The organism is Neomicrococcus lactis (assembly GCF_014200305.1).
In the GTDB taxonomy this organism is placed as follows: domain Bacteria; phylum Actinomycetota; class Actinomycetes; order Actinomycetales; family Micrococcaceae; genus Neomicrococcus; species Neomicrococcus lactis.
The window spans coordinates 2265980-2292031 of sequence record NZ_JACHBL010000001.1; the positions used below are offsets into that span (position 1 = coordinate 2265980).

Genomic DNA, 26052 nt, shown 5'->3' on the forward strand with positions numbered 1-26052 from the left:
TAACGGATGACATCACGATGTTGTCATTTCGGCGCTTCGGCGTATCGTTAGTTTTTGTCAAATTGACTCTAACTAAATTTAGAGTCTAGGAAACGCAAGCTTACGGAGCGAGGTGACCAGCGTGAGCCTTTTCGGAGAACCCTTGAACACGGGCGGCGGCGGCCTTAACGCCAACGTCTCGGAGCGTGCCACGCTTCAGCCGAGCTTGGCGATTTCCACCGTGATCTTCGCGCTGAAGCCTGATGCCAACGGCAAAGTGTCCATCTGGATGCCGCTGGTCAGGCGCACCCGCGAACCGTTCAAAGGTCAGTGGGCTCTTCCTGGCGGACCGTTGCATTCGGACGAATCGCTTGAAGACGCCGCGCGAAGGAACCTTCAGGAAACCACGGGCATCGAGCCTGCCTACCTTGAACAGCTCTACGCTTTCGGTGGCCTGCAGCGAAGCCACAAGAAGGAAATCGGCGCGCAACGCGTGGTCTCGATCGTCTACTGGGCACTCGTGAAAGGCGACACTGCCGAGTTCGAAGAGCGCCACAACGTCCAATGGCAACCAGCTGACGCACAAGGCTCTTCCAACGGCCAAGATGCAATTCAAGGCAGCCCGCTAGACCTCGCCTTCGATCACCGCGAGATCGTGGACTACGCGCTCTGGCGCTTGCGCAACAAGATCGAATACTCCCAAGTGGGCTACCACTTCTTGGGTGAACTTTTCACCCTCGCCCAACTCCGCGAAGTCCATGAAGCAGTCCTGAACAAGACGCTGGACAAAGCAAACTTCCGTCGCGACATCCTCGCGAACAAAGATCTCGAAGAAACTGAGCATTTCCTCGAAGGCGGTCGTCACCGCCCACCCAAGCTCTACCGCTACACCGGTCCACGAGGACTCGGATCCCCCTCCAGGAGCACGTCATGACGTCAGTCGCCACCACCATCAAGCTCATCTCCCGCGAAGACGCGGAGAATGCGGAACGCCAGCGCAAAAACGCCGGCTCCTTCGCGCCGCAAACCTGTTCCACGGAACTCAAAGACGGCCCGTGGGAATTCGATGCGCTCGCCGAAAAGCTCGGCATGCCTGCTTACGGTCCGGGCGCCTCGATGGCTGACATCGCGCCGAAGGATTCCCCACGGCAAGGCGCGCTCCCGCAAGAGTACAAAAACGCAACGGACGAAGAACTGGACCGCCGCATTCTGAAGGCTAAGGAAGTGCTGGGGGACGGCGTCGTCGTGCTGGGGCATTTCTATCAGCGCGATGAAGTGGTGAAGTATGCGGACTTCGTGGGCGACTCCTTCCAGCTCGCAAATGCCGCACTGACTAAGCCTGATGCGAAGGCGATTGTCTTTTGCGGCGTGCATTTCATGGCCGAGACCGCGGACATTCTTTCCGCACCGGAGCAGGCCGTGATCCTGCCGAACCTTGCGGCCGGCTGCTCCATGGCTGACATGGCGGACATTGATTCCGTCGAGGCGGCCTGGGCGGAACTTGAGGCGCAGTTCGGCACCGAGCCGGACGCGGACGGCAAGGTCCCCGTCATCCCCGTGACCTACATGAATTCCAGTGCCGCGCTCAAGGGATTCTGTGGCGAGCACGGCGGAATTGTTTGCACCTCATCCAACGCGGAAATGGTCCTGACATGGGCGTTTGAGCGCGCGCAGCGCGTGCTGTTCTTCCCGGACCAGCACTTGGGCCGCAACACCGCCAAGGCTATGGGCGTGCCGCTCGAGCAGATGCCGATGTGGAATCCGCGCTTGACGCTCGGTGGAAATACGGCCGAGATTCTGCAGGATTCGCGCGTCATTCTGTGGCACGGCTTCTGCAGCGTGCACAAGCGCTTCAACATGGCCCAGATCGAGAGGGCGCGCGGGGAATTCCCGGAGGTCCGCGTGATCGTGCACCCCGAGTGCCCCATGGAAGTGGTGGACGCCGCGGACGAATACGGCTCCACGGACTATATTCGCAAGGCCATCGCGGCTGCGGACAAGCCCACCACGTTCGCGATCGGCACCGAGATCAACCTCGTCAATCGCCTCGCGAACGAGTACCCGCAGCACAACATCTTCTGCCTCGATCCAGTGATTTGCCCGTGCTCCACGATGTACCGCATCCACCCCGGCTACCTCGCGTGGGTGCTCGAGGGCTTGGTTGAGGGGGAAGTGCGCAATCAAATCACGGTGGATCCGAAGGTCGCTCAGACCGCGAAGATCGCGCTTGAGCGCATGTTGGCGGCTAAACCGTGAGCATTCTGGTGGTGGGGAGCGGGGTCGCGGGGCTCACCGCCGCGATTTCCGCTGCGCAGCGTGGCGCCGAGGTCACCCTGTTGACCAAGGGCGCGCTCACGGATTCCAATTCCATGCTGGCGCAGGGTGGTTACGCGTCCGTGTTGGGCCCGAACGAGCGCACGCCCGGCGATTCCGTGGAGTCCCACGTGCAGGACACCCTCGCGGCTGGTTCCTTCCATGGTTCGGCTGAGGCGGTTCGCGTGCTGTGCGCGCAGGGCGCCGAGTCCGTCGCGGAGTTGATCGCGCGCGGTGTGCCCTTCGATCGCGACGCCGTGGGCCGGCTTCTGCTCACCGTCGAGGCTGCGCACAGTTTCCCGCGCGTCCTCCACGTGGGCGGCGATGCGTCCGGCCGCGGCCTGACCACCGCCCTCCTTGCGTTCGCGAAATCCTTGGCTGACGAGGGGCGATTACGCGTCATTGAACACGCGGCCGTGACCTCGTTGGTGCTGGATTCCGGCGCCGTGACCGGGCTTGAGTACGTTTCCTCGGATGGATTACGACGACGCCAGCGCGCCTCCTCCGTCATCCTTGCGACCGGCGGTGCCGGGCAACTGTTCGCCCACACCACCAACCCGGCCGTGGCGACCGGCGACGGCGTGCTCCTTGCCGCGCGTGCCGGGGCGGTGTTGAAGGACGTCGAGTTTTATCAGTTCCACCCGACCGTCTTGCAGGTTGCCCGTGCGGATGGCGGCTTCGATTCGCAGCTCGTGTCCGAGGCAGTTCGTGGCGAAGGCGCCGTGATTCGTGACGCTTCCGGCCGCGCTTTTGTCAGTGACTATCACCCGAGTGGCGACCTCGCTCCGCGCGATGCCGTCTCGCGCGCGCTGGCCCTGCATCAGCGCGAAAACGCATCCGGTCAGGCGTATTTGGACGCCACGGGAATTGCGGCCGAGCGTGGCAGGGACTTCTTGGCCCGACGCTTCCCGAGCCTCGACGCTATGACGCGCGCCGCTGGGTTCGACTGGGCCCGCGAGCTCTTGCCTATCAGCCCGGCCGCGCATTACTGGATGGGTGGAGTCGCCACTGATCTGCACGGCGCCACGAGCGTCCCGGGTCTCTATGCCGTGGGTGAGGTGGCCTTCACGGGCGTTCACGGCGCCAACCGACTGGCCTCGAATTCGCTACTCGAAGGCGCGGTCTTTGCGAACCATGCGGTGGCGCATGCCTTGTCCCGCGGGGAAAGCTGGACCGCTTCGCCTGCAGATTTCGGCGAAGAGCACCTGGAAGTTTGCGTTCCCGAAGCTCCCGAAGTTCCAGAAACATCTGCCGTACCTTTACGCGCTCTACTTTCACCCGCGATACTTTCACGAACCGATGTGCAGCAGGCCATGGAACAGGACGCGGGCATCATTCGCGACGCCGCCGGACTCAATCGCTTGCGCCACCACCTCTCATCCAACCGCGCGGCGGACGAGGAAACTCACGATCTCAAGACGCTCGGTCTTCTTCTGACCGAATCCGCCGCTGCTCGTCGCGAATCACTCGGCGCTCACTATCGCCAAGACTCCGTCAGTGGAGGCAGTGAGCCGCGCGGCGGCGTCGTACTCAAAATGGAAAACCGCACGTCAACGGCGGAATTAGCAACCGCTGGAAGGATGGCATAGTGGCCACCGAACCCATCCCCTTCTCGCCCGCGGCCGTCCGCCGCGTCCTGGAATTCGCGTACGCGGAGGACGCGCCGAGCGGCGACCTGACCTCCCTCTTGCTCATCCCCGCCGACGCGCGCGCCACCGCAGAACTGCGCGCCCGCGAGGCCGGAGTCATGTCCGGCGGGCCCGTGATTTCCGCGGGGTTCTTGATGCACGACGCCGCCGCTGACGTCTCGCTCCTAGTTCCAGAAGGCGCCGCTTTCGACGCTGGAACCGTATTGGCTCGAGTGAGCGGGAACGCTCGCGCGCTGCTGACCGCCGAGCGCGTGGTCCTCAACTTGGTGCAGCGCATGAGTGCGATTGCCCAGCTGACCTCGGAATATGTGGCGCTGACCGCGGGAACTGCCGCAAGGATTGTGGATACGCGGAAGACCACGCCGGGACTACGCGAGCTCGAGCGTTATGCCGTGCGATGCGGCGGTGGGCGGAATCATCGATTCAGCCTGTCTGATGCAGTGATGGCCAAGGACAATCACCTCGCCGTGCTGACCGGGGGAGATGCTTCGAAGCTGACCTCAGTGCTGAAGGACGCGCGCGCTCAGCTGGGGCACACCACGCATTTTGAGGTGGAAGTGGACTCTTTGGAGCAGATTCCGTTTGTACTGGATGCCGGCGTGGACACCATCATGTTGGACAACTTCTCGTTGGATGATCTGCGGGCCGGGGTGGCTTTGATTGGGGACCGCGCTGTGGCGGAGGCAAGTGGCGGCGTGAACCTTTCCACCGTGGCTGATATTGCGGCTACCGGCGTTGATGTCATCTCCGTCGGCGCGCTCACGCACTCGGTGTCCAACTTGGATATTGGGCTTGACGTGGTGATTTCGTGATTGTGTTTGGATCCTCAGTGCGGGGCATGATCCCGTGATTTACCTCGACGCGGCGGCCACCACGCCCGTGCGGCGCGAAGTTCTCGAGGCCATGTGGCCGTATCTGACGGGGGAGTTCGGTAACGCGTCCTCGCATCATGAACTCGGGGCGCGGGCCAAGGATGCTCTGGAAGACGCGCGTGCTTCGGTGGCGTCAGTGTTGGGATGCAGGCCCTCGGAAGTGGTGTTCACTTCCGGTGGGACTGAATCCGACAACCTGGCCGTCAAGGGGCTCGTGTTGCCGATGATCGCTGGCGCTACTCCTGCCGCAGCAGCGGAAACCGCACGAGTTCATGTGGCGGTGTCCTCGATTGAGCACGCAGCCGTGCTGGAGTCTGCCCGGTATCTTCAACGGTGGCATGGCGTGGACGTGACCGAGTTGCCCGTGAACTCCGGGGGACTGGTGAGCGTCGAGGAACTTGACGCGTATTTGTCCGCGAAATCGGCGGCAGGTTACTCAAAAGGCCTTGTCAGCATCATGTATGCCAACAACGAGGTGGGCACGGTGCAGGACATTTCTGCGCTGTCTGCGGTGGCTCATCATTATGGTGCGCTCTTCCATACGGATGCAGTGCAGGCCGCCGGGTGGCTTTCGCTGGATGTGTCCCAGCTCGGCGTCGACGCCTTGAGCATCTCCGGCCACAAGCTCGGGGCGCCCAAGGGATGCGGTGTCCTGTTTGCTTCTCGCGCGGTGACTCTTGAGCCAATCATCAATGGCGGCGGCCAAGAGCGTGGGCTGCGTTCTGGCACCGAGGGCGTTGCGAATGCGGTGGGCATCGCGACTGCGTTGACGCTTGCTGAAACGGAACGTGAGGCTACTTCACGTCGCATGACGGAGCTGCGGAACGGGTTCTTGTCACGCGTCCGCGAACTCGTTCCGAGTGTGGTTCTTACTGGACTCGAACCAGCTGAGGGCAACCGACTGCCGAACAACGCTTCATTGATCCTCCCGGGATTCAACGGAGAGTCCGTGTTGTTGGAACTCGAGCGTCGAGGCGTTATCTGCTCTTCGGGTTCGGCGTGCGCAGCAGGCTCCACAGATCCCAGCCACGTGCTGATCGCCATGGGAATTTCTGAAGACGATGCTCGCACCGCCATCCGCTTCAGCCTGCCCTCAACTATCACCGCCGAAGACCTCGAGCGCGCTGCGACCTTGCTCTCGCAGTCGATAGTTCATTTAGCGAATCTGCGCTTGAGATGACGAACTCTTCATGGCGAAAGGAAGATGGGGCATGGGCGGATTACGTAGTGACCGGGCACCGGTCTGTGCGCGACGGCCGAAATTCTCACCTTTTGTCTAATAGACGTGAAGTCTCAAAAGTGTAGGGCCGGATCATATCCACCCTACAGTTGGGGGAAGTTATGAAAGTTCTGAGAAAGTCGTTGCTTTGAGTGGTAGCAGCCGGTTCGTTGGTCGCTTGTAGCACGCCCGTCAATGCTTCTTGGCGGGGCGTATCGCTGGAGATCACGGAAAAGGACGCCACATCAAATGTTCCAGTCACGGTCATTACATTGAAAGTATTAGTAACGGCATCACTGGCGGGATTGGCATTAGTAACGGCATCACTGGCGGGATTGGCATTAGTAACGGCATCACTGGCGGGATTGGCATGGATCGTGGCGAGCTCAGCTATATAAAGCACTCGGCATCGTCTAGCCAGACCGCTGTTGCTCAACTCAAAGCGCGGCAGACCATCAACATCATGGGTATTCCGACTGGTCGAGATGTCGGCATACGTCTAAACGTCAATTGGTCAGGCGGGTCAACCACCTCATGTGGTTCATAGAGTCTAGGGGATTTCCATGCAAATTTGGCAGTACTTGGTCATAGTCATATCGGTACTGATCGTCGCCTTTTTAGCGTTGATTATTCGCCAGTTCATCGTCGGCTGGAAAACACCCGCCGACGAGCGCACCGTGGAGAAGTCCAAAGAACTCTGACCGGGTCCGTTTCCGTTTTAGCTCGAAGCGTTGCCCTCAACCCAAGCGCTCATGTCCATGTAGACGATTTCCCACACGTGGCCGTCTGGGTCCGAAACGGCAGCGGAGTACATGCCGGGTGCCCCAGACTTCGCTTCACGGTAGATGGCGCCGCCGTTTTCGGGGGCATTCTTGACGAACGTATCTACTTCTTCGGAGGATTCCGCACTGAGCGCGTTCAGCATTTGCTTGCTACCTTCACCGAAAGACGCTTTGTCCCCGTTGAGGGACATCACGAAAATTTCATCCGAGAGCATCCACGAGGTGGCGTTCTCGTCAGAGAACATGTCATTCTTCTGGAAACCGAGGGACTGGTAGAAGGCATCAGTTTTAGCAGCGTCGCGGCGTGGCAGGTAGGCCGGTCCGGGTTGCGGAATCGTCACTAGACTTGCGGATTCGTTGGTCAACCAGCAACGAATCCGCAAGTACACCGACGATTGCAGGATGAAGTGCGGCGCCGGGCGCTGAAGACAGCCGAAAACCGGTGGAGACACGCAAAAGGGCATAAGAAAGGGAGCGCGTGCACCCCACAGCGACACGCGCTCCCTAGTTTTAGGAGTGAGAAACGCTAGGACGCGTACTCACGCATTCCATCAAGCAACCAGCCGGCGATGTGCACGGTGAAGGATGCGCGTGGAATGACCTGCCAGGTGTTCTCTTCCGTGCGGGAGAGAATGATGCCCGTGTTTTCAAGCAACGTCTGGACGGTGTGGCCAACAGGGAAGGCAGAATCGTGAAGATCCAGCTGGATGGTCTTCTCGAGAACTTCGCGAGAAGACTCACCGGAGAGCTCCAAGATGGTGCGGTTGGCGGAGAGTTCCACCACCTGACCGGACAAAGAACCCAGTGCAGCTTCCAAGCGAGAGAACAACAGTTCCTCGCCAGGAGCGGCATCAGGCGCAATGACCAAGAACTCGTCAGGGGAAAGCCACACTACGGAACCTCCCGAAGGAAGAGCCACGCGAGAGCCCACGGTGGTGGGCAAAGCGGCACCGAGGACGCCTTCGAAAGCCGAACGAGCGTCGTCGTTCGCGGCACGAAGACCCACCTGCTGCGAGAAAGGCACCTCCTTGAGCGCCACGGCTGCAGAGGAACCCGCAACCATGCGGTCCGCCAAGTGAGCGGCGGGGCTCACTCGGTAAGCGAGAACATCAGCGGACGGTTGTACTTGATGCGGGGCGAGGGAAACGGTTTCAGCCGTCACGGCGAGCTCCTTCAGGATCGAAGAGTACGGTGTTGCCAACTTCGACGTCTGCGAAGCGGCCTTCGAACGAGGCCACCAATTGGGTGCCAATCAGGTTGAGCCCGTCCTTGAGAAGCGCGAGGCCGAACGAGCGGCCCAGTGCTTGGGAGTGGTAAGAAGAGGTCACGTGGCCCACCATCGGGATCGGCGCGGACGGGAGGCCCGTGCCGTCGTAGTCGCCGAGGTCTTCCTTGCGGACAATCTGCGTGCCTTCCGGCAAGCGGAGAGACTTGTCCAGTGGCAGCACGGAAACGAGCTGTTTGCGGACGGTGTCCGTGTGGGAGAGGCGAGAGAAGGAACGCTTTCCAACGAATTCCTTGTTCTTGCCAACAATCCAATCCATGTTGAGGTCCTGAGGCGTGACGGTGCCGTCCGTGTCTTGGCCAACAATCGGGTAAGCCTTTTCAGCGCGCAGCACGTGCATGGTCTCGGTGCCGTAAGGGGTGATGTTGAATTCCTCGCCTGCTGCGAAGATGTCTTCCCACACCTTGAGGCCGTAGGCCGTTGGCACGTTGACTTCGAAGGCGAGTTCGCCGGAGAAGGTGATGCGGCAAATGCGGGCTGGGATGCCGTTTGCCAGCACGGTCTCCTTGAACTCCATGAAGCCGAAGCCTTCCTTGGAGACGTCCAGATCCGGTGCCACCTTCGCGATGACGTCGCGGGACTTCGGGCCCACCACGGCCGTGGTTGCCCACTGCTCCGTGACGGATGAGAAGAAGACATCCAACTCTGGCCACTCGGTCTGGGACCATTCCTCGAGCCAGTCCAGCACCTTCGCGGCGCCGCCCGTGGTGGTGGTCATGAAGAAGCGGTCCTCGGCCAAGCGGAGGGTGACGCCGTCATCAAAGACCATGCCGTCAGGGGAGCACATGATGCCGTAACGGCCCTTGCCTACTGGCAACTTGAGGAACGGGTTGGTGTACATGCGGTTGAGGAATTCAGCCGCATCCTTGCCGCGGATCTCAATCTTGCCGAGCGTGGAGGCGTCCATCATGGCCACGGATTCGCGAGCGGCGATGCATTCGCGCGCCACTGCCTGATCCATGTCCTCGGACCCCTGAGGGTAGAACCACGGGCGCTTCCACTGTCCCACGTCCTCGAACTTCGCGCCGTGTGCCACGTGCCACGAGTGAGCGGCGGTGGTGCGGGCTGGATCGTAGAGCTCGCCAATGCTGCGGCCGGCGAGGGCCGCGAATGCCACTGGCGTGAAAGGTGCGCGGAAGGTGGTGGTGCCGAAGAGGCCCGGTGCCACTGGCTTTGGTTTGGCTTCTACTGCCTCGCCGCCGTCGTTGATGGAGCCGGATTCGGCGCCGCCCGTGGAGTCCTGACCTGGCTGGCCGCCGGCGATCGCGCGAGCGTCCTCGCCCTTGAGCAAACGAGTCAGGATACCGATGGTGTTAACGCCACCGATCTTGCCCTGATCCACACCCGTAGAAATCGAGGTGTAACGCTTGACGTGCTCAACAGAGAGCATGCCAGCGCCCGTTGCGCGCAGAATATCCTTCGCCGTGTTGTCACGCTGCGGATCCACGAAGTGCTGATCCCATTCACCGCTTGGTGAGGCGACGGTCCACAGTTGCAGGGTGGTTCCGGCAATGCGGGCACGTTCTTCAATAGAGGACGACGACGCAGCTCCCGTCTCGCCCACAGCCTTACCTTCTGCGATGCTCGCTTCGAGCGAGTAGGTTCCGTTGACAGCGCCGGCGAGGGTTTGGTTCTTGACGGTGGGCTCAGGGATGAAGCCTGCGAGCTCGTTGTTCCAGTGCATGACGCCCTGGCGCTGGCTGTGCAGGTTCACCGTTGGGCTCCAGCCGCCGGAGACAGCAACGAGGTCAGCTGCAACTTCGCGAACGTCGCCCGTGATGTCGCCGAGTTCGTTGATTGGGGCAATGCTGACGCCCGTGACGCGGTTGCCGTCAGACTTGACGTCCACGACGGCTTCGCCTTCGCGAGCGTCAACCACGGTGACCGTAGCGCCCGCGGACTCGAGAGCCTTGCCGGTTGCCTGAGCGGAATCGTTGGTGGTGAAGACTACCGCGTTCTTGCCCGGGAGGACGCCGTAGCGGTTGATGTAGGTGCGCACTGCGGAAGCGAGCATGACGCCGGGGACATCATTGTTCGCGAACACAATCTGGCGTTCCATGGCACCCACGGCGAGCACCACGCGCTTGGCGGTGATGTGCCACAAGCGCTGGCGGGAAGCGTTCGGGTTCTGGGAAACGCGCTTTTCCAGTGCGATCACGAAGTTGTTGTCATAAGAGCCGAAAGCCGACGTGCGGGTCAGCACCGTGACGTTTGCGGCTGCTTCAAGTTCAGCAGAAACGGTTGCAAGATAGTCAGCGGCGGACTGGCCGTTGACGGTCTCATCAGCGTTAGCCGAGAGGAGATCGCCACCGAGGGCGAAGTCCTGCTCCAGAAGCATAACGCGCTGGCCGGTCTTGGCGGCTGCGCTCGCAGCTGCCAGACCTGCAGGACCGGCGCCGATGACCAGGACGTCGGTGAAGACGTGCTTCTTGTCATATTCAGCCGTGTCTTTGCGCTGGTCCAGATCGCCGAGGCCATCCTGGAAGACCAGCTCCATGCCGTCCTTGAGCTCCAGCGAGGTGGCGGGAAGCATGGATTCGTTGTGCTCGCCCTTGACCATGACGAAGGCGTTTGGCTCTTCGACGCCAGCGGACAAGACGCCACGGGGGCGGCCCAAGTAGATCGAGTTGCCAACTCGAACCTGGCCGGAAGCGAGGAATGCGGAAGCTACGGTGTCACCCTCGAAGCCCGTGAATGGCTGGCCGTCGATGGTGAAGGAGAGGGATGCGTCGCGGTTGACAACGCCGCCGCTTGCCAAGCGGTTGTTCTGAGCTGTCATGTCAGGCTCCTGCAGGGGTTGAAGTGGGGCGAGGTTCTCCGGCCTTGTAGACCGCGGAGATCTCGTACGTGCGGGTGTCGCGGATCGCGTTGAACCACTTGCGGCAGCCAGCAGAGTGGCTCCAGCGTTCGGCGTATTCGCCCTTAGGGTTGTCGCGGTAGAACAGGTACTCGGCCCATTCCTTATCGCTCAAAGCGTGTGGATCCTCGGGGTAGGCGATATGTGCCTGTCCGCCGTAGTGGAATTCCGTCTCATTGCGTGGCCCACAAAATGGGCACTCGATGATCAGCATGATTGCTCCTGTTAATCCTTAGTCAGTGACCACTATTAGTGGGCAACGGCTGCTGCGCCGTGCTCGTCGATGAGGTTGCCGGTTTCGAAACGCTCCAGGCCGAACGCGGAGTTCGTCTCGTGAGCAGAATCGTTTGCAATGGTGTGCGCGTACGCCCAACCAGCGCCCGGGACGCCCTTGAAGCCGCCCGTACCCCAACCACAGTTGATGTACATGTTGTCGATCGGCGTCTTGCCCATGATTGGCGAAGCGTCCATGGTGACGTCCACAATGCCGCCCCACGTGCGGAGCAAGTGAGCACGAGAGAAAGCTGGGAAGAGTTCCACAGCAGCGGACATCTGGTGTTCAATCACGTGGAAGGAACCACGCTGACCATAGCCGTTGAACGTGTCAACGCCTGCACCCATCACGAGTTCGCCCTTGTGAGCCTGAGAAACGTAGACGTGCACGTGGTTGGACATCACCACCGTTGGGTGGATGATTTCGTGCAGCTCGGAGACCAAAGCCTGGAGCGGGTGAGACTGGATCGGCACGCGGAAGCCCGCCATGTCAGCCAATACCGAGGTGTGGCCGGCGGCGCACAGCGCTACCTTGCCAGCGTTGATGTTTCCGCGCGTGGTCTTAACGCCGGTGACCTTGTCGCCATCCTTGATGAAGCCGGTGACTTCGCAGTTCTGGATGAGGTCCACGCCGAGCTCGGAAGCGCGGCGAGCGTAGCCCCAAGCCACCCAGTCGTGCTTCGCGATACCAGCGCGTGGCTGGTAGGTGGCGCCCATGACGGGGTAGCGGATGTCGTCGTTGATGTTGATGATCGGGCAGAGTTCCTTGACCTGCTTGGGGTCAATCCACTCGGCGTCCACACCGTTGAGGCGGTTGGCCTCCACGCGGCGCACGGAGTCGCGCACGTCCTGAAGGGTGTGGGCTAAGTTCATCACGCCGCGCTGGGAGAAGAACATGTTGTAGCCGAGTTCTTCTTCGAGACCTTCCCACAACTTGAGGGAGTGCTCGTAGATCGCTGCGGATTCGTCCCACAGGTAGTTGGAGCGGATGATGGTGGTGTTTCGGGCCATGTTGCCGCCGGCGAGCCAACCCTTTTCCAGGACGGCAATGTTGGTGATGCCGTGGTTCTTGGCCAGGTAGTAAGCAGTCGCGAGACCGTGTCCGCCGCCACCGATGATGATGACGTCGTAGCTGTCCTTCGGCTCAGGGTTGCTCCACAAGAAGTCCGGGTGTTCCGGAAGATGACGCTGGTCCATCTTTAGCCTTTCGTGAGATGTGGGTACAGAGGGAAACGCTGAGCGAGTTCGCGCACGCGGGTACGAAGAGATTCGAGATCGTTCGTCGCGTCGCTAGCGGCATTGCCGTTGTCTTCGTTGGCGGCGGCGCGCTGAGCACCAATCACCAATGCTTGGGCAATGATGTCGGCGACTTCACTGAAAGCGTCGTCGTCGAAACCACGGGTTGCAAGCGCCGGCGTACCGATGCGCAATCCCGAGGAAACCATAGGTGGACGGGGATCGAACGGCACCGCGTTGCGGTTGACCGTGATGCCAACCTCATGCAAGAGGTCTTCGCCCTGCTGTCCGTCAAGCGCGGAGTGGCGCAAGTCCACCAAGTTCAAGTGCACATCCGTGCCTCCGGTGAGCACGGAGATGCCGGCATCTTGGACATCCTGCTGGCTCAAGCGCTCAGCGAGAATCTTGGAGCCGCGCAACGTGCGCTCCTGGCGATCCTTGAAGCCGTCGCTCAAGGCAACGCCGAAGGCCACAGCCTTTGCAGCGATCACGTGCTCAAGCGGGCCACCCTGCTGGCCTGGGAATACGGCCGAGTTGATCTTCTTAGCGATGTCAGCATCATTCGTGAGGATCACGCCGCCACGAGGACCGCCGAGGGTCTTGTGGGTTGTGGTAGAAGTAACGTGTGCGTGAGGCACTGGGTTGGGGTGCAAGCCGGCAGCAACAAGACCTGCGAAGTGGGACATATCCACCATGAGGTAGGCGCCTACTGAGTCAGCGATTTCGCGGAAGCGAGCGAAGTCCAACTGGCGTGGGTATGCGGACCAGCCGGCGATGATGAGCTTTGGCTGGCTCTCCTGGGCGATGCGCTCTACTTCGTCCATATCAATGACGTGGGTATCTTCGCTCACGCCGTATGCAGCAACGTTGTACAAACGTCCGGAGAAGTTGATCTTCATGCCGTGCGTCAAGTGACCGCCGTGTGCCAAGTTGAGGCCCAAGATGGTGTCGCCTGGCTTGATGAGCGCGTGCATGACAGATGCGTTAGCCTGCGCTCCGGAGTGTGGCTGAACGTTAGCGAACTCAGCGCCGAAGAGCTGCTTCAAACGCTCGATAGCAATGGTTTCAACCTGGTCTACGTATTCGCAGCCACCGTAGTAGCGCTTGCCCGGGTACCCTTCGGCGTACTTGTTAGTCAGAACGCTTCCTTGCGCCTGCATCACGGCAACGGGTGCGAAATTTTCCGAGGCGATCATTTCCAGGGTGTCTTGCTGGCGCTTGAGTTCGAGGTCGATCAGCTCAGAAATCTGTGGATCAAGCTGAACGAGGTCTTCATTGAGCACGTTGGCCAGAGTCGCGGTGTTGCTCTCGGCCCGTTCGGTGAACTGCTGGGTCATGAGTTTTCCCTTTGATCGTGGTGGAAATTTAGGGGATAGTCACGTCGACGATTCGTCGTCAACTGATATATCAACTGTGAGATAATAGTATGGTGGAGGTCACACTGGGTCAATACCCGATGTGCCGAAACTGAAATATGACGACGCTCACACACGAAAGCTGCGGCCGGAAAGCGAGCCAGCGTCGTCGTAATTGACGGTGGGGTAACCCTTGAAACTACTGGCAACGAGAAACGAAGTGGGGAGGGATTTTCTATGAATTCCACCGAAGAAACGGGTGGGTATGTGTCGCTAGCTGAGCGTGCCTACGAGATCTTGCGGGACCGACTCGTCATGCTGGAAATTCCTCCAGGCGCACCCATCAACGAGGGTGCGCTCGCGGCGGAGTTGGGGATTGGGCGCACGCCTATTCGAGAGTCTTTGAAGAAACTCGAAGTTGATCACTTGGTAGTGTCCTATCCGCGGCGCGGCACCTTCGCTACCGCTGTGGACATCAAAGACCTCGCCTCCATTTCAGATGTGCGCCGCGCGTTGGAACCGTTGGCCGCAGCTCGGGCCGCAACCAACGCGCCGTCCGCAATCCGTCAGAAGCTACTGGAGAAAGCGGAACAGATCGAATCCCTAGATGTTGACGCGATGTCCAACCGCGATCTTCTCGAATATGACCTCGCCGTGCATCGGCTCATCTACAGCGCCGTGGACAATCCGCATATGGAAGAGCCGCTCGTGCGCTTGGACAATCTAGTGACACGCATCTGGGTGATGGTCTTTGACCGATTGCCGTCGGTGGGAGAGCACGTTCGAGAGCACTCAACGTTGCTTCGCACCATTGTGGCCGGCGACGCAGATAAGGCTGAGCAGCTTGTCCGGGATCACGTGCAAAATTTCGAAATGGCGATGCGCAGGGCGCTTTAGTTCTTAGTCACGCAGCAATTCGCTAAAGGTTTGTTCGCTGTTGAAACATCCGCACGGCCATGTGTAGCCCTAGCAAATCCGCGTCATGCCGGGGATCGCCTTCGAGAAGTTCGAAAATCTTGGCGAGGCGCTTGTGCATGGTTTGCCGTTCGATGTGGAGAAGCGCCGCAGTTTCCGTGGTGTTGCAAGCGCAGTCGAGCCACATGGCAAGAGTCTCGATGAGTTGAGTTCCATGCTTTTCATCCCAGAGCCGCAAGGGCTCGATCTGGGCGTGAAGGAATCCGCGAGAGAAGTACTGGTTTTCCAGATGCTGAAGGGCGCGCACTGAATAGTGACTCATGGCGTCTAGGAGGCCGGCATTGCTAAAGCTCTCGTCATCGAGGATTGCTAATGCGTCCACGTAGGACAAGTGAGCGAAAGTCTGATTCCAGCTCAAGGACCCCACGACGGCGCGCGAGGGAATCTTGGTTGCGATTGCATTCAATGTGGCGGCGAACTTTTCGCGAGCTGCACGTGTCCCCTCTGCGGGTAGAGCAAAAACGCCAATCAAGTCAGTGCCGACGCTATCCATGGCCCCGTGTCCTAGTACTTTGCGGACGGCCGTGTAGAGGCTGGTGTTGAGCATTCCCGTGTTGAACGGCCGCACCACAAAAGTGATGAATGGTCCCACTGGAACGTTTGCGCGGCCCCACAAACTCGCGAGCGTGGCGTAAAGCGCGTCGTCAATGATGGCGCGAATAAGGCGTTGCTCCGCCGCGTGCGACGGCGAGGGGCGCAGCAAGTGCGCAAGCGCAATCGAGAGAACTTCAGCCGTCCTGGAGGCTGCGGATTGGAGTAGTTCAACAGGTTGCGTAGTGGCGGTGAGTTCCAGTCTTGCGGTGATATTTCCGGCAATGACGACGACGGCGTCCGCGCGCCGTAGTTCTTTGATCGCCCCATCCGTGGTGCCGGCACCGATCCTCGATGATGATTGGGCGAGGATTTCTCCCGAGTGGTCGTAGAGAACTGCATCTGACTTGAGGGTTTGAGCAATGACATCCATGATGAGGGTCAGGTCGGGGTGGAGGGAACTGGAAATGAGCTCAGAGAGTTTCCGGGAGAGCTCATCCACCACCACGTGCATGCGGGCTTGCTTATTCACAATCATGGAGTTGATGTGTTCGGCGATATCCACGAAAGGTGCTGCCGCGCGCAGTTCCAGAAGGGAAACGTGTGCCTGGTGTGCTGATTCCACTAAGCGCGTGCGTGCGCTTTCCGTCCAATTCACCGTTTCCACGGCGACAGCAGCGATGCCCCGTTTTGCGAGCGAGTGCAGGTAATTGCTGAGCGCCTCCGCGGATGCCTTGCGAATAGCGGTGCCCGCTGTGAGTAGGAGTTCGCCTCCATGGAGTAGCTCGGCGATATCCGCTACTTCGGAGGAGTGCACCCATCGGATCTCAATCTCAGCGAGTTCTTGGGTCGACATGGAATGGAGTGGATGGGCTGCTTCAAAAGCGGGCCAATTGAGCACATCAACAAGAGAGATCACGGTACTGAGGTTACTTTCTGTCTACTGTTATTGCTCTAACAATAGGCTAAATGTATATAGAGTGTGGGGTGCGTCACTCACTAGTCTCGAAGAGTCATCCCCTTACCTCCCACGCGAAATGAGTCAATATGAAGACTGTGGCGACGGATTCAGAGAAGGCCACCGGCGAAGTTGAAGACATGCTTCAACCGGTGCCGGAGTCTTCCCGCACTACCAAGCTTTCGGGCCAATTCTGGATCTGGGCGGGCGCCAACGTTGCCCCCATCAACTGGATCCTAGGAGCTCTCGGCATTCAGCTGGGCCTTGGCTTCTCGGACACCATCATTGTCCTAGTGCTTGGAAACATAATCGGCATGCTGGGCTTCGGCTTCTTCGTCCTTTTGGGACAGAAGACTGGTGCCACCGGCATGATCCTCGCTCGCGGCGCCTTCGGCCGCCGTGGCGCCTACTTGCCGGCAGCGATTCAGGCGGTCATCGCCATCGGCTGGTCGGCAGTCAATACCTGGGTCATCTTGGACCTCGTCATGGCTCTGTTCGGCCTCGTTGGTTGGGTAGATCCTGAAGCGCAGAACTTGGTCTGGCGCATCGCCACAGCGGCGGTCATTATGGCCATCCAGGTTGCTATTTGCTACCGCGGTTACCGCGCAATCGCTCTCTTTGAGCGCATCACCATGCCGCCAACCATCGTTGTTTTGGTGATCATGTCCATCATCGCGTGGACGCAGCTTCCTATCGACTGGTCCTACGCGGGTCCTGCTGGCCAGGAGCTCACCGGAATGCCCCGTATTGCCGCCATGTCTTCCATCATGACCGCCATAGGCATTGGTTGGGGTATCGGTTGGTTCACCTACGCTCCCGATTACTCACGCTTTGTCTCTCGCAAGGTGGCTAAGTCCAAGCTCTACCTGGTGTCAGTCTTGGGCCAGTTCCTTCCTGTGGTCTGGCTTGGCGTCTTGGGTGCTTCGTTGGCCACCCGCAATGGACATGCTGACCCAGGCGAGCTCATTGTGTACAACTTCGGTGCCATGGCTATTCCAGTCATCCTTCTGGTGATCCACGGGCCTATCGCCACCAACATCATCAACCTCTACACCTTCACGGTGGCCACACAGTCACTCGATATTCGGGTATCTCGTAAGAAGATCTCCATCCTCGTGGGCTTCTTGTCCATGGCTGCTGTCATTGGCTTCCTCTTTGCCTCAGATTTCGCTCACTTGCTCCACAACTGGATCATCGCGATCGCGGCATGGGTGGCCACGTGGGGCGGCATCATGGCCGTTCACTACTTCATCTTTGAACGCAAGCACAAGAACTACAACTACTTGTTCTTCCCGCCGGGGGACACCAGCCTCAAAGCAGTCAACCCGGTAGCTTTCATCTCCTTCTTCGCAGGCATCATCATGACGTGGATGTGCATGTATGGATCCACCGAGGCACTCCAGGGGCCTATCGCACGTGCGGTTGGAGGCATCGATTTCAGCTGGCTTGGTGGAACTGTCACCGCTGCGGGCCTCTATTACTTTCTAGGGCGTCGCCGCTGGAAGGAACGCCTTCACGAAGGTGTGCCGGTGGGAATCCGTGACAACATGACGGCTCAAGATGCTCTGCACCTCCATGGTGACGCGACGGACGATTCACTCAACGATGAAGAAGTCGTTCCAACTGAGACCATCCTGGTCGAAGAGCCAGTGGTTGGAGCTGCGAAGCATGACTAAGCAGATCTTCTTGGACCAGCTGGACGCGCATTCGCTGCGCGAACGGCTCGCGAACGAAAAGCTCACGCTTATCATCCCGGTGGGTTCACTCGAGCAGCACGGTCCACACTTGCCTCTCGGTACCGATGCAATCCTGTCCACCAAGATTGCGGAAGGTGTGGCTCGGGAGCTCGGAGCGCTTGTGGCGCCGGCCTTTGCTTACGGATATAAATCACAGCAAAAGTCGGGTGGTGGAAACCATCTGATTGGCACCTCCAGCTTGTCTGCAGCCACGGTCATTGCTCAGACCAAGGACCTGGTGACCTCTTACCTCAAGCAAGGGTTTGAGCACATCATCTTCCTGAATGGTCACTACGAGAACTATCAGTTCTTATATGAGGGCATTGACCTCGCGATGGAGTCTCTTAGTAGAGAACAGTTGGGGGACCGCTTTGGCCTCTTGTTGTCCTACTGGGACTACGTCGGCGAAGAAACCCTGGCGCAGGTATATCCGCAGGGCTTCCCCGGCTGGGACATTGAGCACGGTGGGGTTCTGGAAACGGCGCTCATGCTGCACTTGTCACCCAACTCGGTGGACATGTCCCGAGCCCCCGTGGGCCCCGCAGCTGTCCTACCCAAATTCGATCGCCTGCCTGTGGTTGCAGCGCGCACCCCGCGGTCCGGTTGCCTCTCGGCTCCGGACGGGGCAAGCGCTGAGAAGGGGAAATTGTTGTACGACGACGTCGTGTCAGCTATTTCCTCCGACCTCGCCTTCGAGCTCCACGAAGCAGTGGCGCTCTGACGCTCCTCTTGTTCCGCACGCAGTCGTAGAGAAGCCGACTCCGCTGTGCGGAACGAGGGCGTCGAAGAAATATCACCGAAACCCCTTGACCAATACCTCCAATCATGTTGTGATAATCGCAACACCGTAGTAAAAATTGCAACATCTACTCAACTCATAGGAGAGTGAAATGACCACCATCCCAGCATCGTCCATCGCCGAACTCGAGCGCACCAAAGTTCTTCACAACGGTGAAAAGGTTTCCTTGACCTTCTCCGACGCTGAAATGGAGCGCCGGCTCAACGGTCTGCGCAAGATCATGGAGGATAAGGGCCTCGAAGCCACCGTGCTCACCTCATACCACGGCATCAAGTACTACTCGGACTTCCTCTTCACCACCTTCGGCCGCGCCTACGCACTCGTGGTTACCCCACAGGATTCCGTCTCCGTGACCGCCAACATCGACGCCGGCATGCCATGGCGCCGCTCCTACGGTGACAACTTGGTTTACACCGACTGGAAGCGTGACAACTACCAGTTCGCGATCGCTGAGGCTTTGGCACAGCGCGCTATCACCCCGAAGCGCCTCGGCATCGAGTCCGACTTCCTCACCTTGGACCAGCACGCAAAGTTGCAGGCACAGTTCCCAGGTGTTGAGTTGGTTGACATTTCCAAGGAAGCCATGCGCCAGCGCATGATCAAGTCCGCCGAGGAAATTGAGGTCATCAAGCACGGTGCACGCATCGGCGACTTGGGTGGCGAGGCCATCAAGGCTGCTATTCGCGAAGGCATCACCGAGTACGAAGTTGCTCTCATCGGCACCGAGGCCATGACGCACGAGATCGCTCGCACGTTCCCAGATTCGGAAATCCGCGACACCTGGGTATGGTTCCAGTCCGGCATCAATACGGACGGCGCTCACAACTGGGCCACCACCCGTAAGTTGCAGAAGGGCGACATCCTCTCCCTCAACTGCTTCCCAATGACCTCCGGCTACTACACCGCTCTTGAGCGCACCATGTTCTTGGGCCAGCCGGACGAGCGTTCCCTTGAATTGTGGAACATCAACGTTGAGGTACACCGCGCAGGTCTCGAGCTCATCAAGCCAGGCGCTGTCTGCAAGGACATCTCGGCTGAACTCAACGAGATCTACATCGGTTACGGATTGCTCCCGAACCGCACCTTCGGCTACGGACACTCCTTCGGTGTTCTCTCGCACTACTACGGCCGCGAAGCGGGCCTGGAGTTGCGCGAAGACATCGACACCGTGTTGGAGCCGGGCATGGTGGTCTCCATGGAACCAATGATCACGGTCATGGACGGCGAGCCAGGCGCCGGTGGCTACCGTGAGCACGACATCCTCGTTGTCGGCGAAGACGGCGCAGAGAACATCACGAAGTTCGGCTTCGGTCCGGAGCACAACATCATCGATGCCTAATTAAGAGGCTCCGCTGGGCCCCTGCCTTACGCATCTCTTTCGGGAGATCCGTGAAGCGGGGGCTCTTTGGTTTGGGGAAATCCCTTCGGAAATCGTCATATTTGGGGCACTTTCCGAATCTTGGTCGACGAACGGTAGTGAACGCGCGCCAAGCGGTGAACTTTCTGAGTTTCGGTTGAGAGTTTGAGGATTTCCTGTTGCGTGGGATGAAATGTGACTAGGCTCACACTTACGTGGTGGTGCCAGCGAACGGAGCGCCGGCCGCGACGACGCAAAGGAGCAAACGTGACCGTTTACGCAAACCCTGGAACTGAGGGTTCGGTCGTTACCTTCAAGAGCCGCTACGAGCACTACATTGGCGGCGAATGGAAGGCCCCTATCAAGGGACAGTACTTCGAGAATGTGTCCCCTATTAACGGCAAGGTGTTCTGCGAAGTTGGCCGCGGTACTCCTGAGGATATTGAAGCCGCGCTTGATGCCGCCCACGCAGCCGCACCAGCATGGGGCAAGACGAGCCCCGCTGAACGCGCCGTCATCCTCAACAAGATCGCCGACCGCATGGAAGAGAATCTTGAGCTCATCGCCGTCGCAGAATCTTGGGACAACGGCAAGGCCGTCCGTGAAACTCTGAACGCGGACATTCCACTAGCGATTGATCACTTCCGTTACTTTGCCGGCGCCATTCGCGCTCAAGAGGGCTCGCTCTCGCAGCTCGATGACAACACCACGGCCTACCACTATCACGAGCCACTCGGCGTCGTGGGCCAGATCATCCCTTGGAACTTCCCCATTCTGATGGCCGTCTGGAAGCTCGCACCGGCGCTCGCGGCAGGCAACGCCGTGGTCCTCAAGCCAGCAGAACAGACGCCCGCCAGCATTCTTGTCCTCTTCGAAATTATTGGCGATCTGCTCCCGCCGGGTGTCGTCAATGTGGTGAATGGCTTTGGCCTCGAGGCCGGAAAGCCGCTCGCTTCCAACAAGCGCATCCGCAAGATCGCGTTCACAGGCGAAACCACCACGGGCCGACTCATCATGCAGTACGCCTCGGAGAACCTCATCCCGGTCACCCTCGAATTGGGCGGCAAGAGCCCTAACCTCTTCTTCGAAGACATCATGTCCGCAGACGACGCCTTCTATGACAAGGCTCAAGAAGGTTTCACGCTCTTCGCGCTCAATCAGGGCGAAGTTTGCACGTGCCCATCCCGCGCGCTGATTCAGGAGTCCATCGCGGACAAGTTCTTGGAGGCTGTGGTGGCTCGCACGCAGGCCATCAAGCAGGGTAACCCGCTGGACACGGACACCATGATGGGTGCTCAGGCGTCCAATGATCAGCTCGAAAAGATCCTTTCCTATATGGATATTGGACGCCAAGAAGGTGCTCAGGTGTTGACCGGTGGCGGTCGCGCCGAACTCGGTGGCGACCTTGAAGGTGGCTACTACGTGCAGCCCACCATTTTCCGCGGCCAGAACAAAATGCGCATTTTCCAGGAAGAGATCTTCGGCCCTGTGGTCTCCGTGACGACGTTCAAGGACTACGCGGACGCAATCTCCATTGCCAACGACACCCTCTATGGTTTGGGCGCTGGCGTCTGGAGCCGCAATGGCAACGTTGCGTATCGTGCTGGCCGTGACATTCAGGCCGGCCGTGTGTGGGTCAACCAGTATCACGCGTACCCTGCACACTCGGCGTTCGGTGGCTACAAGTCCTCGGGCATTGGCCGTGAGAACCACCTCATGATGCTCAATCACTACCAGCAGACCAAGAACCTTTTGGTCTCCTACTCAGAAGACAAGCTCGGTTTCTTCTAAACCGAAAAATTGAGGGAGGGCATGATGACAACACGTGTTGAGGCTCGGCCGGAGATTGCAGGCGAGGAAGTCTCGCGCGTGGCGCTCACGCCCGCAGCCGTGGAGCTTCTGCAGAAACTCTGGGGGATCCACGGCCCCCTCATGTTCCACCAGTCGGGCGGTTGCTGCGACGGTTCCGCACCTATGTGTTTCCCGGATGGAGACTTCAAGACGGGGGATTCGGACGTGCTGTTGGGCACGTTCGAGCTTCCGTCGCCGGAAGGCGATTCCGTCTTGGGGAACATTGGGTTTTGGATGTCCCGCGAGCAGTTCGAGTACTGGAAACACACTCACCTCACAGTGGATGTGGTCAATGGTCGCGGCGCCGGCTTCTCCGTTGAGGCGCCGGAAGGAAAGCGATTCTTGATTCGCAGTACGATCATGGACGCCTGATAGGGCCGTATAAGTACGACGACGCAGCTCACCTCCGTACACCAGCTTTCGGTGCGCGGAGGTGCTGTTGTGTCAGGGGTTGGGTTTAGTCGGCCGTGCGGGGGAGTGCCGTGCGCGAGTTGAGTGCGACGGCAACGATGGAGCCTGAAAGCAGTACGGCCAGAAGGCCGAGTTGCCACCATGGTGAAAGCCAAATACCTACAAACGCCAGAATGGCGGGGCCCAAGAAGCCAATGTAAGCAAGGGTGTAGTACTTGCCGTTGTAGCTGCCCAGCTGACCCACGGGAGCTAGTCGCTGGGTTTCCAAAAGGCCGGACACCATGAGAGTTCCGTATGCGCAGCCCAGCACAGTGGACGCGAGGAGCCCCAGCGCCGGACTTTCGAGCCACATAGCGAGTGCGAATACCCCTAAACCAAGGGCTGACGTGCTCATTCCCACTAACAGAGCGCGTGCACTGGTGGGGGTGTCCAGCTTTCGGGCCAAGGGCTGAATGAGGACACCGAAGCCTTGTACGAGTGCCACACATGCGGTGGCGTAAAGCAAACGGTTCACGCCGTAGTTGGCCATGAAGGCGGGAACCACCGCGAAGCCGGTGGTCACGGAGCCGAAAACCCATGGGGCTGCCGGTCCCACCACGCGCCCGAAGCGACGCTTTGAGAGCGCCACGTCCTTGGTGGGAAGCGCGGCGTGAGCGGCCTGGCGATGCGGGTGCAAAGTTTCCGGGAGCGCCCGGATGACCGCAAGCATGACCAAGCTGAGTGCAATGTGAACCGCGTATGGAAGCACCTGCGGCAAGGGGGCGAAATACGCAAGTAGCCCCGCCACGATGGCCCCCAGCATGAATCCGCTCGCTGAATACAGCGAACCGCGCTGTGTCCCGGTGCTGAAGGCGGCGTCGTCGTACGGTGCTTGTGAAAGTTCCTTCACCCAACTGGTGGTCACAGCCATCGCGAGTCCCGTGGCGACTCCCGCGACGAAACGGCCTACGAAGAGCAGCCACAACCAAGCCGAGCCGCCGATCATGAGGACGCTTGCGACCACCGCCAAAACGAGGGCGAGGCGCGTGAGTCCGGCTCGGCCGCGCTGATCCGACAGCGATCCGCCGCGCAAGAGCGCGGGGATCAAACCTAAAACGTAAATGCCGAGCATGGCGGTGACGGCCAGCTCGCTGATGCCATGTTCTTGGCGGTATAGCGCCAAGAGGGACGCGAATTGGTTGGCGCCCCAGCCCACCATCAACAGCGATAGCGCGGCGCCTAACCAATATTTTCTGGCAATCATGTGACCATCTTGTCAGTGAGTTGTTGTGAAATCCGCACCAACGTTCCGTAGATGTGAGGAGCCCTTGTGAGTGAAGAAGCCGCAGCGGCGGGAAAGGCGACGCGCGAAGGGTCTTCCGTGATCGCGAATGTTTTTGAAGTGCTCAAGTGCTTCACGGTGGACCAGACGTTGTTGGGCGTCACGGAAATCGCCGCGCGGGTGGGACTGCACAAGTCCAGCGTGTCCCGCATTTTGTCCACGCTCGAGCTCTTGGAAATCGTGGAGCGGGACGAGGAAAGCCGGAAGTTCCGGCTGGGACTGGGACTCATTAGTGTCGCAGGACCGTTGCTCGCGGGCCTTGATATTCGCCGATTGGCGTTGCCGTTTATGCGCGAACTCGCGGAGGAAACTCAGGAGTCCGTGGCGCTCCAGGTGTGGTCTGGCTCGGAGTCTGTGACCGTAGAGCAGGTTCCTTCGCCGCAGCAGATCAAGCACATGGCAGCACTCGGTACGCGCTATTCCACGTATGAAAGTGCGTCAGTGCAAGTGTTGGAATCGCATGCGAATCCAACCAAGGCGCGCTCCAAGGCCACGCTCAAAGAGCTGGCCGAGCAGGGCTATCTCGCTAACTACGGACGCACTTCACCGGACGAGGTGGGTGTCTCCGCGCCGGTCTTTGACCATCGCGGGGAAGTGGTGGGTGCCATCATCATGTTGGCTCCGCGATACCGCGTGCCGGAGGAGCGCGTGGCAGATTTGGGGCGGGCCACACGCGACTGCGCGGCTCGGATTTCCGCGCGAATGGGTGCCCCGGGAAAGGCGTAATGCGGGGCTGCCGCAGATTAATATTTGCCGATCTATTGACGTTCAGACGCAACCGTGTTGTGATTTACGCAACAAAATTGTTCCTTCTGGATCCCCCACTGCTGCAGCACGAGGGCAATTTCGTTAAGACACAGGCAACCGGATAACGGTCGCCATACTCTGACGTCAAGGACAGGCACATGTCTTCTAATTCACCTGCGAATCACGCTCAGGACCTCGGACCTACGCTGAGCGGTCAAGCGCGACCACGCCCTGAAGGCATCGGCAAAGACGCCCGCCGCCGGGTGGTAACAGCATCCTTCATTGGAAACTTCGTGGAATGGTTCGATTACGCCGCCTACGGCTACCTCGCCACCACCATCGCTGTGGTCTTCTTCCCAGAACAAGACCGCCAGCTGGCACTTCTCTCTACCTTTGCATTATTTGCGATCTCGTTCTTGGTCCGCCCATTGGGTGGCTTCATTTGGGGCCACTTGGGCGACCGCATTGGACGCCGCAACGCGCTGAGCTGGTCCATTCTCATCATGTCTTTCGCGACCTTCTGCGTGGGACTACTCCCCGGCTATGCGGTGTTGGGCTTCGGCGCCCCGCTGTTGTTGTTGCTCCTACGATTGGTGCAGGGCTTCTCCGCTTCCGGCGAGTACGCGGGAGCGTCGGCGTTCCTCGTGGAATACGCGCCGGCTAACAAGCGTGGACTGTATGCCGCCGTCGTACCGGCTTCTACAGCTGCCGGCCTGCTTTTGGGCTCCTTGTTTGCCGCTGCGTTGACCGGACTATTGGACGCGCAAGCGCTCCAGGACTGGGGTTGGCGTATTCCGTTCCTCTTGGCTGCGCCGATGGGGCTCATCGGCCGCTACATCAGGACCAAGCTTGAGGACACCCCGGCCTTCCGCGAGCTGACCCTCGAGGACGAGGCCGTGAAGGCTCCCGCGATGGATCTGTTCAAGAACTACTGGCGTCCGCTGCTGCTCGCGGTGGGTGCGGTATTGCTGAACGCCGTGGGCTTCTACGTGATTCTGTCCTACATGCCTACCTACTTGTCAGAGGTCATGGGGCTGAATCAGACGCTGTCCTTCATCGCCACCACTGTGGCCCTGTTGACGTACATCGGCTTCATCCTGCTGACCGGCATGCTGTCCGACCGCTTTGGTCGCAAGAAGGTCCTCATGGCCGCATCCGTGCTGTTCATTCTCTTCACCGTCCCAGCGTTCGCACTGTTGGATTCCGATTCCTTCGCAGTGATCTTGCTGATCCAGATTGCTCTCGGCGCCATGCTCACGCTCAACGATGGAACGCTCCCATCCTTCCTCGCGGAAATGTTCCCCACGCGCGTCCGCTACTCCGGCTTCGCGGTGAGCTTCAACTTGGCGAACGCGATCTTCGGCGGCACCGCGCCGTTCGTAGCCACGTTGCTGATTCAGGTCACCGGCAACAACCTCGCTCCGGCCTGGTACCTCGTGGGTGCCGCGGCGATCTCGCTGATTGCGGTCGCCCTCGCGAAGGAGACCTCGAAGGACGCGCTGCGTCACTAGCGTTTCCCATTTGTTAACGGCAGAAGCCGGGTTGC

General features: G+C 59.6%; 23 protein-coding genes. 14 read left to right on the forward strand and 9 right to left on the reverse strand.

Annotated elements, in window-relative coordinates; all coding sequences use genetic code 11:
- Positions 1 to 121 precede the first annotated feature (121 nt).
- Genes BKA12_RS10230 through BKA12_RS10250 form a run of 5 tightly spaced genes read left to right on the forward strand, consistent with a single transcriptional unit; the run spans position 122 to position 5993 of the window.
- Complete coding sequence (locus tag BKA12_RS10230; protein WP_338087501.1) at positions 122 to 913, forward strand: NUDIX hydrolase; 792 nt, start codon at positions 122 to 124, stop codon at positions 911 to 913.
- Entirely contained in the window at positions 910 to 2235 is a 1326-nt protein-coding gene (gene nadA, locus BKA12_RS10235) for a quinolinate synthase NadA (protein ID WP_183643403.1), read from the forward strand. The genes BKA12_RS10230 and nadA overlap by 4 nt, the downstream gene beginning before the upstream one ends.
- The gene (locus BKA12_RS10240) at positions 2232 to 3881 is read left to right on the forward strand and encodes an FAD-dependent oxidoreductase (protein WP_183643406.1); all 1650 of its coding nucleotides are present in this window, start codon (positions 2232 to 2234) and stop codon (positions 3879 to 3881) included. Before nadA ends, BKA12_RS10240 begins: the two co-directional genes overlap by 4 nt.
- A complete protein-coding gene (nadC, locus tag BKA12_RS10245; protein ID WP_183643408.1) occupies positions 3881 to 4753 on the forward strand; it encodes a carboxylating nicotinate-nucleotide diphosphorylase in 873 nt (290 codons plus the stop codon). The genes BKA12_RS10240 and nadC overlap by 1 nt, the downstream gene beginning before the upstream one ends.
- A gap of 34 nt (positions 4754 to 4787) precedes the next feature.
- On the forward strand, positions 4788 to 5993 hold the full coding sequence (locus BKA12_RS10250; protein ID WP_183643411.1) for an aminotransferase class V-fold PLP-dependent enzyme: 1206 nt from the start codon (positions 4788 to 4790) through the stop codon (positions 5991 to 5993).
- 85 nt (positions 5994 to 6078) lie between these two features.
- On the opposite strand, the gene BKA12_RS10255 is transcribed toward BKA12_RS10250, so the two are convergent.
- A complete protein-coding gene (locus BKA12_RS10255) occupies positions 6079 to 6435 on the reverse strand; it encodes a hypothetical protein (protein ID WP_183643414.1) in 357 nt (118 codons plus the stop codon).
- 160 nt (positions 6436 to 6595) lie between these two features.
- Between BKA12_RS10255 and BKA12_RS10260 the strand changes: the two genes are divergently transcribed.
- A complete protein-coding gene (locus BKA12_RS10260; RefSeq protein ID WP_183643417.1) occupies positions 6596 to 6733 on the forward strand; it encodes a hypothetical protein in 138 nt (45 codons plus the stop codon).
- A gap of 17 nt (positions 6734 to 6750) precedes the next feature.
- On the opposite strand, the gene BKA12_RS10265 is transcribed toward BKA12_RS10260, so the two are convergent.
- The 6 genes from BKA12_RS10265 to glyA all read right to left on the reverse strand — a co-directional run bounded on the left by BKA12_RS10265 (position 6751) and on the right by glyA (position 13802).
- On the reverse strand, positions 6751 to 7266 hold the full coding sequence (locus BKA12_RS10265) for a VOC family protein (protein WP_246361668.1): 516 nt from the start codon (positions 7264 to 7266) through the stop codon (positions 6751 to 6753).
- 74 nt (positions 7267 to 7340) lie between these two features.
- Complete coding sequence (locus tag BKA12_RS10270) at positions 7341 to 7976, reverse strand: sarcosine oxidase subunit gamma (protein ID WP_338087502.1); 636 nt, start codon at positions 7974 to 7976, stop codon at positions 7341 to 7343.
- Positions 7966 to 10878: a 2Fe-2S iron-sulfur cluster-binding protein gene (locus tag BKA12_RS10275; RefSeq protein WP_183643419.1), complete on the reverse strand. Its 2913-nt coding sequence runs from the start codon at positions 10876 to 10878 to the stop codon at positions 7966 to 7968. The genes BKA12_RS10270 and BKA12_RS10275 overlap by 11 nt, the downstream gene beginning before the upstream one ends.
- Before the next feature lies 1 nt (position 10879).
- Positions 10880 to 11170, reverse strand: a complete 291-nt coding sequence (locus BKA12_RS10280; protein WP_183643422.1) for a sarcosine oxidase subunit delta — start codon at positions 11168 to 11170, stop codon at positions 10880 to 10882.
- A 35-nt stretch (positions 11171 to 11205) separates the two neighbouring features.
- On the reverse strand, positions 11206 to 12426 hold the full coding sequence (locus BKA12_RS10285) for a sarcosine oxidase subunit beta family protein (RefSeq protein ID WP_183643425.1): 1221 nt from the start codon (positions 12424 to 12426) through the stop codon (positions 11206 to 11208).
- A gap of 2 nt (positions 12427 to 12428) precedes the next feature.
- Positions 12429 to 13802, reverse strand: coding sequence for a serine hydroxymethyltransferase (gene glyA / locus BKA12_RS10290; RefSeq protein ID WP_183643427.1), 1374 nt, complete (start codon positions 13800 to 13802; stop codon positions 12429 to 12431).
- 255 nt (positions 13803 to 14057) lie between these two features.
- Between glyA and BKA12_RS10295 the strand changes: the two genes are divergently transcribed.
- Positions 14058 to 14717 (forward strand): GntR family transcriptional regulator, encoded by a 660-nt coding sequence (locus BKA12_RS10295; RefSeq protein WP_183643430.1) that lies wholly within the window; start codon positions 14058 to 14060, stop codon positions 14715 to 14717.
- A gap of 22 nt (positions 14718 to 14739) precedes the next feature.
- Here BKA12_RS10295 and BKA12_RS12655 read toward each other — a convergent pair whose 3' ends face one another.
- Positions 14740 to 16245, reverse strand: coding sequence for a PucR family transcriptional regulator ligand-binding domain-containing protein (locus BKA12_RS12655; RefSeq protein ID WP_183643433.1), 1506 nt, complete (start codon positions 16243 to 16245; stop codon positions 14740 to 14742).
- Between the two features lie 128 nt (positions 16246 to 16373).
- Between BKA12_RS12655 and BKA12_RS10305 the strand changes: the two genes are divergently transcribed.
- The 5 genes from BKA12_RS10305 (at position 16374) to BKA12_RS10325 (ending at position 22399) form a co-directional block, all read left to right on the forward strand.
- On the forward strand, positions 16374 to 17960 hold the full coding sequence (locus BKA12_RS10305) for a purine-cytosine permease family protein (protein ID WP_221228078.1): 1587 nt from the start codon (positions 16374 to 16376) through the stop codon (positions 17958 to 17960).
- Positions 17953 to 18741, forward strand: a complete 789-nt coding sequence (locus tag BKA12_RS10310; protein WP_183643436.1) for a creatininase — start codon at positions 17953 to 17955, stop codon at positions 18739 to 18741. Before BKA12_RS10305 ends, BKA12_RS10310 begins: the two co-directional genes overlap by 8 nt.
- Positions 18742 to 18910: 169 nt before the next feature.
- Positions 18911 to 20158, forward strand: coding sequence for an aminopeptidase P family protein (locus tag BKA12_RS10315; RefSeq protein WP_183643440.1), 1248 nt, complete (start codon positions 18911 to 18913; stop codon positions 20156 to 20158).
- A 285-nt stretch (positions 20159 to 20443) separates the two neighbouring features.
- Positions 20444 to 21967 carry an acetaldehyde dehydrogenase ExaC gene (exaC, locus tag BKA12_RS10320; protein WP_183643443.1) on the forward strand — a complete coding sequence of 508 codons (1524 nt, stop codon included), beginning with the start codon at positions 20444 to 20446 and terminating at the stop codon, positions 21965 to 21967.
- Positions 21968 to 21991: 24 nt separating this feature from the next.
- Positions 21992 to 22399, forward strand: coding sequence for a DUF779 domain-containing protein (locus BKA12_RS10325; RefSeq protein WP_183644997.1), 408 nt, complete (start codon positions 21992 to 21994; stop codon positions 22397 to 22399).
- An 85-nt stretch (positions 22400 to 22484) separates the two neighbouring features.
- Here BKA12_RS10325 and BKA12_RS10330 read toward each other — a convergent pair whose 3' ends face one another.
- Positions 22485 to 23681, reverse strand: a complete 1197-nt coding sequence (locus tag BKA12_RS10330; RefSeq protein ID WP_183643446.1) for an MFS transporter — start codon at positions 23679 to 23681, stop codon at positions 22485 to 22487.
- A 66-nt stretch (positions 23682 to 23747) separates the two neighbouring features.
- On the opposite strand from BKA12_RS10330, the gene BKA12_RS10335 reads away from it, so the two are divergent.
- Together BKA12_RS10335 and BKA12_RS10340 are read left to right on the forward strand one after the other, a co-directional pair.
- Positions 23748 to 24485 carry an IclR family transcriptional regulator domain-containing protein gene (locus BKA12_RS10335; protein ID WP_183643449.1) on the forward strand — a complete coding sequence of 246 codons (738 nt, stop codon included), beginning with the start codon at positions 23748 to 23750 and terminating at the stop codon, positions 24483 to 24485.
- A 179-nt stretch (positions 24486 to 24664) separates the two neighbouring features.
- Complete coding sequence (locus BKA12_RS10340) at positions 24665 to 26017, forward strand: MFS transporter (RefSeq protein WP_183643452.1); 1353 nt, start codon at positions 24665 to 24667, stop codon at positions 26015 to 26017.
- Positions 26018 to 26052 lie beyond the last annotated feature (35 nt).